Below are 12,441 nucleotides of genomic sequence, written 5' to 3'. Positions count from 1 at the left end.
GCGGGGGGCCGGCGGTGGCCTCCGGATCACTCAGCCGTCGCGGGACGCCCCGGCACCATCTCCGTCAGGAAGTAGAGGAGCGCCACCAGCGGGAAGGCGATGCCGCACCATGCGATGCCCACCCAACCGTACGTCGCGTACACCACGCTGGCCGCGGCCGACCCGACCGCACCTCCACAGAAGAAGATCGCCATGTAGAGGCCGTTCAGCCGACTGCGGATCTCCGCCCCCAGCGCGAAGATCGAACGCTGCCCCAGCACCAGGTTGCACGAGATCCCGACGTCGAGCAGGAGCGCCGCGACGAACAGGACCGCGACAACGTGTCCGCCACTCGCGAACACCAGGAGGAAACAGGCCACGACGGTCAGGATCGCAAAGGCCGTCGCAGGCTTCGTCAGACCACGGTCGGCCACCCGGCCCGCGATCGGCGCGACGAAGGCTCCTGCCACCGCCGCCAGGGAGAACAGGGCGATGTCGACCTGGCTCAGTCCGCACTCCGGGCTCGCCAGGATCAGCGGCACGGCGGTCCAGAACAGACTGAACGCCCCGAACAGCAAGGCGTGGTAGAACGCCCGTCGCCGCAGGATCGGCGTGCGGACGAGCAGCTGACCCATCGACCGCAGCAACACCAGGTAGTGGACGGACGTGCTCGGCTTCCGTTCCGGAAGGACCGAGCGCAAGGTCACGGCGAGCACCAGCATCAGTCCGGCGGAGATGGCGAACACCGCACGCCAGCCGAGCAGGTCGGTCGTCATGCTGGAAATGGGCCGTGCGAGCAGGATTCCCATCAGCAGGCCGCTCATGACGTTGCCGACGACCTGCCCACGGGTTTCGTCCGGGGCGAGGTGCGCCGCGAAGGGCACCAGCATCTGCACCACGACCGAACTCAGGCCGATGACCAGCGAAGTGGCAAGGAACACAGCGGCGTTCGATGCGACGGCCCCACCCAGGAGCGCTGCCATGCAGGCCACCAGGGTGACCGTGATGAGACGGCGGTTCTCGAAGATGTCGCCCAACGGAACCAGCACGATGAGGCCGACGCCGTAGCCGATCTGGGTGAGGGTCACGACAAGGCTGTAGGCACTCGCGCTCAGACCCACGTCGGGGCCGATCAGACCCACCACGGGCTGCGCGTAATAGATGTTGGCCGCGACCGCGCCGCAGGCCAGGGCGATCAGGAAGGTCAGCCCGCGCGAGATGCTCGGGTTCGACGTTCGGCTGGTTGCGCTCTCAGTTTTCATCGTTCTCTCGATACATAGGGACTCGACGTTTACACGGCACGTGCCTGGATGACCGAAAACTCCGGACGGGCGGACAGTACCTGCGGAGCGGAGAAGCCCGCCGCTTTCAGAAGTCTCTCGAAGTCGTCCAGTGTGCGCTCACGCCCTCCATGCAATACCAGCATTTGCAGATCCAGCACAAGGTCGAGCGGATCGCACTCCTGAGGCGCCTCCTGCAGCACGCGGTCCACAACAACGAGCCGGGCGCCGGCGTCCATCGCCTTGCGGCAGTTGCGAAGAATGGACTCCGCCTTCTCGTCCGGCCAGTCGTGAAGAATCCACGACAGGACGTAGACGTCTCCTCCCGGCGGCACCTCGTCGAAGAAACTACCCTCCTGCGTGCTGAGTCGATCGTTTCCGGAGGCCCCGGGCCCGGCCGAAATCACGCTGGCCTGGTCGTACACCACGGCGTGCGCGTCCGGGCTCCGCTCGAGAATCGCCCGCGCCAGGCTGCCGGTTCCCCCACCGACGTCGATCACCCTTTCACCCGGAGCCACGGTGAGCACATCGGCGATCGCCGCGTAGCGCCCCGGATAACCGCTTGCCATGTAACGCTGATAGAGCGCTTCCTCTTCAGGACTTCCGTTCATGTACGAGAAGAAGTCCTGATCATTGACATGCGAGAACGCTTCCTCGCCGGTGACGACGCAATGACCCAGCGCCCCCCAGGACCGCCAGATGCCCGGCATCGCCCAGAATCGTGCAGCCCAGTGGAGCGAGGGGCCGGCCGTCGTGGTCCTCAGCAGGCGCGAGGCCTCGTTGTGGCGGATTCCGCCGTCCGCCTCGACCTCGAATATGCCATGGGACGACAGTGCTCGGGCAAGCCGAGTCAGGACGTCCGCATCGACCTTCAGTCGCTCGGACAGAGAAGTCAGCGACGTTCCGTCGCCGGCCACCGCATCGGGCAGTCCGACTTCGCAGGCCGCGGCGATCATCTGCGTGACCGCCATGCCGCGAATCAGTTCCTGCATCCTCCGGATGCTGTCGGCCGCCGGTGCCTCGACCTCGGCATCTTCGCGCACGAAAGGCTCCTCCGGGAAGGACGTCTGGACAGTCATACGCACCTCTTCTACTCGTTCATCGCCATGCCTGGACAAGCCGCTGAGGCCCACTCGTCGCCAGGGCGAATCAGCCCATCCCGATCGTCTGCTCTTCCGAACCCAGCCCGAGAATCTCGCGCAGGGCAGCGTGCAGCGAGTCCTCGGCCGCAGTGGAATCCGCCTTGCGCCAGGCGACGAATGCATCCGGCCGCACCAGCAGACAGCCGTCCTCCGGCACCTCCGAGACATCCGCCCAATCGCCGTAGAGATCCTGCACGGCATGGCCGGGGCCGATCACATGCGCAGCAATCTCGATGTTCAACTTGTCCGAAAGGCGCTTGGCGACATCGAACCAAATCTGCCCGTTCAGCCCCGTCAGCAAGGTGAATTTCCCCTTGCCCACCACGTCCAGGCTCGAAACCTGCGTACCCTGCCGGTTGAGCCACGCATGCGGCAGACGCGCGCCGGGCCGACTGGACGCCTGGTAGTAGAGTTCGGGATCGCGCAGCCATGCGGGCTCCGCCGTGCCGTCCGGGCGGACCGCGTCGGATTCATAGCGCTGATTGAGTTCGACGCCTTGCGTGGCGAACTCATAGGATTTGAGCTCGATGGCCTCACGGAGCATTTTGCGTTGTGCGGCGCCCGCCGCGGAGGCCTCCTTCAGGACGGACATGTTGGCGCGCATCCGGTCCGCGTCCAGGTTCGCGTCCAGTCCGAGTGCGGAGAAGATTCCGCCGAACTCCTCGATGCTCTTGTTCGCACGTTCGACGATCTGCTTGCCGATCGGCGCGCGTTCCTGGTCGTACGTACGCAGCAGCCGGTCCGAAGCCTGCCCCTTCAGAACCATGGCCATCTTCCACGTCAGATTGTAGGCGTCCTGAATCGACGTGTTCGAGCCCAGGCCGTTGGACGGCGGATGACGGTGCACCGCATCGCCCATACAGAACACCCGCCCCTGGGAGTACTTCGTGGCATACATCTGATTCACGGTCCACGTCGAGACCGAGCGTATGGTGATGTCCACCGAGTCGTCGCCGATCAGTTGACGGGCGATGCCGACCGCGTCGATTTCGGAGACATCGGGCTCGCCCGCGCTCATGTCGTAGCCCCACACGATCTGCCACTCGTTCCACGGCCTGACCATGCGAAGCAGGCCCATGCCGATGCCCCCGACATTGGCCCCCGGCTGCATGATCCACCAGAGATAGCCGGGACGGTGTGCCACGAGGTGGGAGAGGTCCGCCTGCAAAATGATGCTGATGCTGCCGGCGAGCCCCATGCCGCCTTCCATGGGGAGGCCGATCTGCTCCGCCACGAGACTGTTGCCGCCGTCCGCCCCGATCAGGTACTTGGCCCGGATCTGGTAGGGCTCGCCCTTCAATCTGTCCACGACGTGCGCGGTGACACCGTGCTCGTCCTGCTCGAGCCGCAGGAATTGCGTGTCGAATCGCACGTGACTGCCGCGCTCGGCGGCATTGGACAACAGGATGGGTTCGAGCAGGTTCTGCGGCAGGTCGCAGTGTTCGGCGGGGCTGGCCGACGCGTAGTCGCTCTGCCGTTGCGGTCTGTTGGCGCCGTAGGGCAGTCGACCCAGTTCATCGCCTACCAGGCTGGTGCAGAAGACGACATTGCCCATCACCTCTTTGGGCGAGGCCTTGGCAAGAATTTCGTCTGCCACGTCCAGGTCTCGGAAGATCTCCATCGTGCGCTGGTTCTTGTAATGCGCACGCGGACTGTCGGCAAGCCAGCGGTGCTTCGTGATCACGAGGTTGTCGATGCCGAGAGTGCTCAGCATCAGTGCTGCGGATGACCCCGCCGGACCGCTCCCGACGATCAGGACCTCAGTGTCGTACACGTGGAATGTCCCCCGAATTCATGATCAACCGTTTCATGTGACGGTGAGGCTGCTGGACCGCCGGCGCGGTACCAGATCAATGGTCATCGCGTCATGGCCGAAGACCCAGGCCGGGTCTTCGGGCTCCTTGAGCCACGAGTTCTCGGCCGACACGGCTTGGATCCGACCGGTACGCTGCCTGCGATTCTCGGCGTAACGTCGGAACGCTTCCTCGATCTCGTCCTCGGCTTCGAGACAGCGCAGCAGCAGCACGCCGTCCTCGATGGCCATGGCCGCCCCTTGGGCCATGTGCGGCCTCATGGGATGACAGGCGTCGCCCAGGAGCGCGATTCGCCCTCGGCCCCATTCCTGCAACGGCGGACGCTCGAAGAGCGGCCACTTGCTCAAGGATTCGGCCGCGTTCAGCAGACCGAGGACTTCATCGCAAGAGCCGGTGAAGGCCTCCAGCATCTCGTCCTTGTCGCCGTCGACCCAGGACTGCGGATGCGTCCACGCATCGGCCGCCGTGCCGGCGACGAAGTAGTAGTCGTCGCTCTGGGAATCGATCGGGTAGCCGATGACAAAGCTGTCGTCAGCCCACCACTTGGTGATGCACCGCCTGTCGACAGGGATTCGAGTGCCTGCGGGCACTATCGCCCGGTACGCGATCTGGCCGGAAAAACTGGGACGCTCAGCGCCGTACATCACTTCACGGACCTGAGAACCCAGACCATCGGCACCGATGACGCAGGAGGCTTCGGCGGTGCTTCCATCGGCAAAGCGCATCCGCACCGCCTCACCGCAGTCATCGACCCCGACCAGTCGCTTGCCGTACCGCACGCTGCCAGGCCGCAGGGCATTGATCAGTTCTCGGTGGAGAACGCCGCGGCCGACGGTGAGATAGGGAGCTCCGTACCGCTCCTCCGCCCGGTCACCGAGCGGCAGCTCGCACCTGACGGAATTCGACACCAAGTTCCGGCTGGTGAATGATTCGGGCCGGCATCCGGACCTGACGAGTGCGGCACCGATCCCCATGTGGCCCAAGATGCGCATCACATTGGGAGTCAGATGGATCCCGGCGCCGGCGGGCTCGAACTTCTGCGCCTGCTCGAATACCGTCACGGAATGGCCGGCCTGCTGCAGCAACGCGGCGGTCGCGGCTCCGCCCAATCCGCCGCCGACGATGGCGATGGAATCCTTGCTACCGATTCCCATGGGGCTCTCGACCCTTCATGCGATTTCTCCCGGACTCGACGGCGTGGAACTACGCCTGGGCCTCGATCTCATCGTGGATCAGGTTCAGCAGCGTCGCGCGCCGGTCGCTCGGCAGCCACGCGGGCCGGTCTTCGACGACGTCCTTGACGAAATCCCAGAAGTCGGCACTCTGATTAATGCCGTAGTCGCGGGCCATCGAGACAAGGCGAATTCGGGACAGAAAATCCGGCTCCGTGAGCTCTTCCTTGCTGGTCACGACCTTGCCCGCGTTCATGAAATACGGGAGTATCGAGCTCTCGGGCGTGTCCGGCGACCAGACCAGCCACATCTCCTGGTTCACGCCGCTGGTGTTGACGAAACCGTGCACGTAGTTGCGCGGAACGTAGAGCAGCTCCTTCGGGCGCATCGGCAGCATGGTGACCGTTTCCTTGTCGGCACCATCGCCCGGCGTGATGTCCAGGTCGGGGAACTCGTTGGGCCCCATGAAGATGCTGAATCCGCCGTTCGGTGCATAGAACCATTCATCGGTGCGGTGATGGATGTGCGGCGGCGGGCCGACGTGCGGCGGTACGGTCAGCTTGGAGAACAGGTACTTGCCGCCGTTGCTCTCGCCGGTCTGCACGAAGTTGAAGACCTCGCCGGCCGGGCCGAGCACCAACGGCTTTTCCGGGCCGGGCTTGACCTCCGGGAACTCGAACACCTCGTAATCTACGCTCACCATGTTTCCTTTCTTCTCAGGAAGTGCCGGATTTCACATGCCGTCGTAGCATCACGGGCTCGTAGTCGCTGCCCTGGTTGCCGGATTCATCGCCGCCGACGTGACGTCGCGCAACGCGGTCATGCCGTGCCGTGCCAGCGGCGCAGGAGGCAGCGCCTTGTAATGATCGTTGAATATCTCGAGTGAAATCGGGCCGTCGTAGCCGTTGGCCAGCACGGGCGCCAGGAACGCGGCTACGTCGAAATCCCCCTCGCCCGGCAGACAGCGGTGGTGCCGGCTCCAGGACTTCACATCCAGGTCCATCCGGGGAGCGTCCGACACCTGTATCAGCGTGATGCGATCGGCGGGCACGTCGGCCAGGTCCTCGAAAGGGTCGTCCAGGGCAAGAGTGTGAAAGCTGTCCAGCACCAGACCGATGTTGCCGGCACCGGAACGCTCGATCATTCTCCAGGCCTGGCGGAACGTGTTGACGCGTATGCCCCAGGACAGGGCTTCGTAGCCGATCGAAAACCCTCTGGCCGCGGCCCGTTCGCCCAAGCGCGCCAGGTCATCGGCGACGGCACCGTCGTCGAGGTCCGAAACGTCGGTGACGTTACTGCACAGGAGCAGCGTGCTCGTCCTCAGCTGCTCCATGCGGTCGAAGATCCGCTCGATCCGGTCCAGCTTGGGCACCAGCTGGTCCCTGGGGCCGCCTTCGAAGTCCCTGAGCGGCTGATAGTTCAGGATTTTCAGGCCGAGATCGTCCGCCATGGCCCGGGCGGCGGACACCGAGGATCCTTGCAGGTCCCATTCCATTAATTCGAAACCGGAAAAGCCGGCGTCGGCGATTGCCTTGATTTTGTCCGGCAGGGCGCCACCTAAGGTGACGGTGGCAATACCGTAGTCCAACTTCGCTTCCCCCTTGATAGCGGAATGACACGTCACAGAGCAGGTCGATGACTGCTTCTGCCGTCGCGTGGAGCATTGAGGGTCATCCGGGTGCAGCCGTCCTCGGCAGCGAAGCGGAAGGCCAAGGGCGTCCATGGAACGCACGGCGCAGCTGATGGGAAGCTGCCCGAGGCCGTGGCCTTGAATAAGACATTCGTGACGGTCCCGGTGCGGGCTGCGGGTGGGCCCCGGGGGCGGCGACGTCAGATCCCCCCAACGCCGATGCATCGCAAAGTTAATTCACCCAGGTGGCCGGCGCAAGGCATGACTCGGTCAAGATCTGTTGGTGTCTGGATTGTCGGTGATACCCAGGAGTGGGAGTGCTCAGTCGGGGTTGTCGCGGATCGGCCGGGTGGTTTGGGCGATGTTGTCGGCTCCGGCGGTCGGTGGGCCAAGGTGTCGACTGACGCCTCGTCAGTAATGTCGGCGCGGGCATGGACGGCACGTCCGTCGACGCGGTGGCCGGCAGGGGTTCTCGAACAGGTCGCGGCAGTGTCAACTGCGATACAGCCGAGCAGATCTGACCGACTGTCGGCCGACGTGGCGGAGTGGCTGGCCAGAGCCCGTGGGACTTGCACCGCCACACGGCGGGAAGTTAGGCTGCGGCCGAACCTTCTCGCGGCTTGCTGCGGGAACTTGCTTGGGCCGTCACGAACGGACTTGCTCTGCTCCGACGGGAGTTCTGATCCCTCGGAGCCGCTGGGCGCGTTGTCGTCACCCGACACCGCTCTTAGCGCGCCACCTCGTCGTACTTCCCGGACTCATAGTCCGGGAACTGCCGGGTGCTGCGCGCTGCCCTTCGAATCAGCCTTGCGAACGGGCGTCATTCCCCTCAGCACAACTCGGGTCAGCAGGCACGCCCAGCATTCGAGCCAAGTCAACAGGAACGAGCAGATGACCGAACAGATGACAGGTGCTCAAGCTCTGGTCAGGGCTTTGGAGCACGCCGGAGTCGACACCGTGTTCGGATTTCCGGGCGGCCAGATCCTGCCCGCCTACGATGCGCTCTACGATTCGAGCAAGATCCGCCACGTACTGGTGCGGCACGAGCAGGGCGCCGGACACGCGGCGGAGGGGTACGCCCAGGCGACCGGCAAGGTCGGTGTCTGCATGGCCACCTCCGGGCCGGGCGCCACCAACCTGGTCACCCCGATCGCCGACGCGTACATGGACTCCATCCCGATGGTGGCCATCACCGGCCAGGTGTCGAGCAGCATGATCGGCACGGACGCCTTCCAGGAAGCCGACATCTGCGGCATCACCCTTCCGATCACCAAGCACAACTTCCTGGTGACCGACGCCGACGACATCCCGCGCGCCATCGCGGACGCCTTCCACATCGCCTCCACGGGCCGGCCCGGTCCGGTACTGGTCGACATCTCCAAGGACGCGTTGCAGGCCCGCACCGAATTCCACTGGGAACCCACGACGCAGCTGCCGGGCTACCGGCCGGTCACCCGGCCGCACGCCAAGCAGATCCAGGAAGCGGCCAGGCTCATCTCCGAGGCCGAGTGCCCGGTGCTGTACGTCGGCGGCGGCGTGCACAAGGCCGGCGCCTCGGCGGAACTGCTCAGCCTGGCGGAGCTGACCGGCATTCCGGTCGTCACCACGCTGATGGCCAGGGGCACCTTCCCCGACGACCACCCGCTCCACATGGGGATGCCCGGCATGCACGGCAGCGTCCCGGCGGTGGGCGCACTGCAGAAGTCGGACCTGCTCATCGCCCTGGGCGTGCGGTTCGACGACCGGGTCACCGGGCAGCTGGCGTCGTTCGCACCGCGGGCCAAGGTCATCCACGCGGACATCGACCCGGCGGAGATCTCCAAGAACCGGGTGGCGGACGTGCCGATCGTGGGTGACTGCAAGGAGGTCATCGGCGCCCTCGTCCACGCGATCGACCGCCCCGGTGACTACGTCAAGTGGCGCGCGCTGCTCGACGGGCTGAAGGAGACCTACCCGCTGGGGTACGAGGACTTCGCGGACGGCTCGCTGGCTCCGCAGTACGTCCTGGAGAGGCTCGGCTCCCTCGTCGGGCCGGACGCCCTCTACGTGGCCGGCGTCGGCCAGCACCAGATGTGGGCGTCCCAGTTCATCGGCTTCGAGAAGCCCGGCTCCTTCATCACCTCCGGCGGCCTGGGCACGATGGGTTTCGCCGTGCCCGCCGCGATGGGCGCCAAGATGGGCCGGCCGGACACCGTGGTCTGGGCGATCGACGGGGACGGCTGCTTCCAGATGACCAATCAGGAGCTGGCCACCTGCACGGTCGAAGGTGTGCCGATCAAGGTCGCGGTCATCAACAACGGCAACCTCGGCATGATCCGCCAGTGGCAGGGGCTGTTCTACGGCGAGCGGTACTCCAACAGCGATCTGCAGACGGCCCAGCGCGTCCCCGACTTCGTGAAGCTCGGGGAGGCCTACGGCTGCGTCAGTCTGCGGTGCACCCGGCCCGAGGACGTGGACGACACGATCGCCAAGGCGATGGAGATCAACGACGTGCCGGTGGTCATCGATTTCGTGGTCCACGAGGACGCGATGGTCTGGCCCTTCGTCCCCTCCGGGACCAGCAACGACGACATCATGATCGCCCGGGACATGACTCCGAAGTGGGAGAGTGACAACTCATGAGCAAGCACACGTTGTCGGTCCTCGTCGAGGACAAGCCCAGCGCGCTCACCCGGATCACCGCCCTCTTCAGCCGGCGCGGCTTCAACATCGACTCCCTCGCCGTCGTCCCGGCCGAGGAGCGCGGCTTCTCCCGGGTCACCCTCGTGGTCAACGCGGACGACACGGCACTGGAGCAGGTGACCAAGCAGCTCGACAAGCTCATCAACGTGCTGAGCGTCACGGAGGTCGACCGTGCGCAGCTGGAGGCCGTGTACGCATCAGTGACGAACTGAGCCGCGCCGGGGACGTAGCACTCACCCCGTCGAAAACTGCCTTCCGCGCCCTGCCTTCCCACGGGCGCGGAAGGCAGCGGCATGACCGGAGACAGGCGCTGTGGGGAGTGCCTGGGCGCTCCCCGGTACCGAAGTGGCTGCGATCAGGCGTGGGTGGTGTCAAGGGTCCGCGACCGAGACACTCTCTTGTCGAGCGCGTGCGTGAGCCGGCGGGGACTGGGCATCCAGTTCTCCAGTGGTGCCGTCGTCCCGGTCGGGGGACGGCCGAGATCCTGAGCGACGGAGGCCATGATGGGGTTCTACGGCGAGCAGGTCGTCCCGCGGATCATCAACGTCCTCTGCGGGATGAAGGAGGCCGAAGAGCTGCGACGCCGGGTCTGCGAGGGGCTGGAGGGCGAGGTCCTGGAGATCGGGTTCGGCTCCGGGCTCAACGTTCCCTTCTACCCGGCGGCGGTCACCAGGGTGGACGCGGTCGAGCCGTCCGACGTCGGCTGGAAGCTGGCGGGCAAGCGGCTCGCGGCGACGACCGTCCCCGTGCAGCGAGCGGGGCTGGACGGCCAGTCGCTGCCCTTCGCGGACCACACCTACGACGCCGCGCTGTCGACCTGGACGCTCTGCACCATCCCGGACGCCGACACCGCCCTGCGCGAGGTGCGGCGCGTGCTGAAGCCCGGAGGGACCCTGCACTTCGTCGAGCACGGACGGGCCCCCGACGAGAAGGTCGTGCGCTGGCAGCAACGTCTCGAACCCCTGCAGGAGCGGCTCTTCGACGGATGCCATCTGACCCGGCCGATCGTCGACATGCTCACCGGCGCCGGCTTCACCATCACCAGCCTCGACGTCTTCTACGAGAAGGGCGGCCCGAAGTCCATGGGCGCCGACTCCCTCGGGACCGCCGTAGCTGCCTAGCGTCATTCCCCGGAGACAATGGGCTCGAACGGCCGCGCCACCCCGACGACTACGAGGGAAGTGGCAGTCCGGCTGGCGAAGGTGGTCCCGGACTTCCAACTCGGGACGTTCGAAGACCGGCACCACTTCGGCCCGCTCCACCGATTCGAACCCCAACGCCTGGCGGAGTCGCTGCGCGCCGCGTGGGATCGCGCCGAACAAGGCCGCGAGGTTTGAGCCCCGGTGTCGGCATGGTCGTGCTTCTCCGGGGCGAGGGCCTCGGTGGACGGCCTACGTGTGGTTGAGGATGGTGCAGATGGCGCTCTCCGTGCAGGCGGCCGGATCGGTGTCTGCTGCACGCTCGGCCAGCTCGCGCAGCGCCGCACGGGTCTTGCGCAACTCCGCCAGGCGGTGCTCGATGTCGGCGAGGTGCTGCTGGATGAGGCCGGCGACGTGGGTGCAGGGCGCGTCGCCGCCGTCGCGCAGCTCCAGGATCGAGCGGATCTCGGCGAGGGTGAGTCCGGCGGCCTGGGCCTGGCGGATGAAACCGAGCCGGTCCGCGGCCCGGGGCGGGTAGTCCCGGTATCCGCCCTGGGTGCGGGGAGGGTCGGGCAGCAGCCCGGCCTGCTCGTAGAAGCGGATGGTCTTGGCCGTCAGGCCGCTGCCGGCCGCGAGGTCGCCGATGCGCATGCCTCCAGCCTACGTCTTGACCTTCCAGTGCAGTGGAAGGTCTAGCCTCGGCAGCAGGACGTGTGAGCTGGGAGGACGGCGCGATGCGAATCCGGGTACTGACGGTTCCCGACTGCCCGAACGCGCCCGTGGTCGAGCAGCGGCTGACGGCCGCGCTCGGCGAGCGGGAGGCAGCGGTGGAGTTCGTCGAGGTCACCGACGCCGCGCAAGCGGAACGATGGGGGATGACCGGCTCGCCCACCGTGCTGCTGGACGGGGTGGACCCCTTCGCCGTGTCCGGTGCGCCCGCGAGTGTGTCCTGCCGCCTGTACCGCGACGCCGAAGGCCGCATAGCCGGCGCCCCGAGCGTCGCCGACCTGCGGCGGGCCCTGGAGGACGCCGGGCAGCCCGTCGCCCCGGTGACGGAAACGGCTGCGGTGGAGGACGTCGACGTACTGGATGGGCGCGGGAGACTGGCCCCGACGTAGGGCGGCCTGCGCGCCGTCCAGCAGGCAGTGCGCGCGCGTCCTCAGCCCGGCTGCCCGCGAGATCGAGATCCTCGACGTGATCGCCGTCCGCGCACCTGCCGACACCAGGACCCAGCTCCTGGCCGCGACACGGACCTTCGAACAGGCATCCCGCTCCCACGTTCGCGCCGAACACGCCGACAACCGCGCCCTTCGGTACGCGGCCCGGCAGATGCTCTCCAGCAGCTACACCACCAACCGCAGCGCCGCGACCCGGCTGCGCTGCCGGAGGGCGATTCACCAACCTCCGCATCCAGAGTGCCACTGGACAAAGGGGATCACCTGATTCTTCGTCAACATAACCTGCCCATCGGAGTGTCGAAAGCTTTGGGCCAACCGGAGAAAGGGAGGCGGACGTGGCCATTGACGGCAGACCCGGCCACCCGGATCCTCTCCCCTACGGCCCGGCCACCCGCCCCCCCCCCCCCCCCCCAACGCGGGTGGGG

10 protein-coding genes and 1 pseudogene are annotated in these 12,441 nt (G+C 66.4%); 4 read left to right on the top strand and 7 right to left on the bottom strand.

Features of this window, described 5'->3' with window-relative positions; translation table 11 throughout:
- Positions 1–26: 26 nt before the first annotated feature.
- From ACFV4F_RS39335 to ACFV4F_RS39310, 6 genes are all read right to left on the bottom strand, one after another.
- On the bottom strand, positions 27–1,241 hold the full coding sequence (locus ACFV4F_RS39335; RefSeq protein WP_380510109.1) for an MFS transporter: 1,215 nt from the start codon (positions 1,239–1,241) through the stop codon (positions 27–29).
- A gap of 29 nt (positions 1,242–1,270) precedes the next feature.
- Positions 1,271–2,338 carry a methyltransferase gene (locus ACFV4F_RS39330; protein WP_380510106.1) on the bottom strand — a complete coding sequence of 356 codons (1,068 nt, stop codon included), beginning with the start codon at positions 2,336–2,338 and terminating at the stop codon, positions 1,271–1,273.
- Between the two features lie 70 nt (positions 2,339–2,408).
- Positions 2,409–4,175, bottom strand: a complete 1,767-nt coding sequence (locus ACFV4F_RS39325; protein ID WP_380510104.1) for an FAD-dependent oxidoreductase — start codon at positions 4,173–4,175, stop codon at positions 2,409–2,411.
- Between the two features lie 33 nt (positions 4,176–4,208).
- Entirely contained in the window at positions 4,209–5,369 is a 1,161-nt protein-coding gene (locus ACFV4F_RS39320) for an FAD-dependent monooxygenase (protein ID WP_380510101.1), read from the bottom strand.
- A gap of 49 nt (positions 5,370–5,418) precedes the next feature.
- A complete protein-coding gene (locus ACFV4F_RS39315) occupies positions 5,419–6,090 on the bottom strand; it encodes a cupin domain-containing protein (RefSeq protein WP_380510098.1) in 672 nt (223 codons plus the stop codon).
- 48 nt (positions 6,091–6,138) lie between these two features.
- Entirely contained in the window at positions 6,139–6,975 is an 837-nt protein-coding gene (locus ACFV4F_RS39310; protein WP_380447404.1) for a sugar phosphate isomerase/epimerase family protein, read from the bottom strand.
- A 933-nt stretch (positions 6,976–7,908) separates the two neighbouring features.
- On the opposite strand from ACFV4F_RS39310, the gene ACFV4F_RS39305 reads away from it, so the two are divergent.
- The 3 genes and pseudogenes from ACFV4F_RS39305 (at position 7,909) to ACFV4F_RS39295 (ending at position 10,820) form a co-directional block, all read left to right on the top strand.
- Positions 7,909–9,639 carry an acetolactate synthase large subunit gene (locus ACFV4F_RS39305; protein WP_380447406.1) on the top strand — a complete coding sequence of 577 codons (1,731 nt, stop codon included), beginning with the start codon at positions 7,909–7,911 and terminating at the stop codon, positions 9,637–9,639.
- Positions 9,636–9,875 (top strand): annotated as a pseudogene (ilvN, locus tag ACFV4F_RS39300) (acetolactate synthase small subunit); the annotation flags it as partial. The gene ACFV4F_RS39305 and the pseudogene ilvN, both read left to right, overlap by 4 nt.
- A 324-nt stretch (positions 9,876–10,199) precedes the next feature.
- The gene (locus ACFV4F_RS39295; RefSeq protein ID WP_380510095.1) at positions 10,200–10,820 is read left to right on the top strand and encodes a class I SAM-dependent methyltransferase; all 621 of its coding nucleotides are present in this window, start codon (positions 10,200–10,202) and stop codon (positions 10,818–10,820) included.
- 270 nt (positions 10,821–11,090) lie between these two features.
- Here ACFV4F_RS39295 and ACFV4F_RS39290 read toward each other — a convergent pair whose 3' ends face one another.
- On the bottom strand, positions 11,091–11,489 hold the full coding sequence (locus tag ACFV4F_RS39290) for a heavy metal-responsive transcriptional regulator (RefSeq protein ID WP_380447410.1): 399 nt from the start codon (positions 11,487–11,489) through the stop codon (positions 11,091–11,093).
- Between the two features lie 83 nt (positions 11,490–11,572).
- Between ACFV4F_RS39290 and ACFV4F_RS39285 the strand changes: the two genes are divergently transcribed.
- Positions 11,573–11,956, top strand: coding sequence for a thioredoxin family protein (locus ACFV4F_RS39285; RefSeq protein WP_380510092.1), 384 nt, complete (start codon positions 11,573–11,575; stop codon positions 11,954–11,956).
- Positions 11,957–12,441: the final 485 nt, after the last annotated feature.

This window comes from Kitasatospora sp. NPDC059722 (assembly GCF_042733235.1).
Taxonomy (GTDB): Bacteria; Actinomycetota; Actinomycetes; order Streptomycetales; family Streptomycetaceae; genus Kitasatospora.
This window is presented reverse-complemented; position numbering and strand designations above follow the sequence as displayed.

What these genes read in the sequence shown, in the direction of transcription:
- ACFV4F_RS39335 (WP_380510109.1), bottom strand. Translation starts at nt 1,241, where the DNA reads ATGAAAACTGAGAGCGCAACCAGCCGAACGTCGAACCCGAGCATCTCG.
- ACFV4F_RS39315 (WP_380510098.1), bottom strand. Translation starts at nt 6,090, where the DNA reads ATGGTGAGCGTAGATTACGAGGTGTTCGAGTTCCCGGAGGTCAAGCCC.
- ACFV4F_RS39330 (WP_380510106.1), bottom strand. Translation starts at nt 2,338, where the DNA reads ATGACTGTCCAGACGTCCTTCCCGGAGGAGCCTTTCGTGCGCGAAGAT.
- ACFV4F_RS39285 (WP_380510092.1), top strand. Translation starts at nt 11,573, where the DNA reads ATGCGAATCCGGGTACTGACGGTTCCCGACTGCCCGAACGCGCCCGTG.
- ACFV4F_RS39320 (WP_380510101.1), bottom strand. Translation starts at nt 5,369, where the DNA reads ATGGGAATCGGTAGCAAGGATTCCATCGCCATCGTCGGCGGCGGATTG.
- ACFV4F_RS39290 (WP_380447410.1), bottom strand. Translation starts at nt 11,489, where the DNA reads ATGCGCATCGGCGACCTCGCGGCCGGCAGCGGCCTGACGGCCAAGACC.
- ACFV4F_RS39295 (WP_380510095.1), top strand. Translation starts at nt 10,200, where the DNA reads ATGATGGGGTTCTACGGCGAGCAGGTCGTCCCGCGGATCATCAACGTC.
- ACFV4F_RS39305 (WP_380447406.1), top strand. Translation starts at nt 7,909, where the DNA reads ATGACCGAACAGATGACAGGTGCTCAAGCTCTGGTCAGGGCTTTGGAG.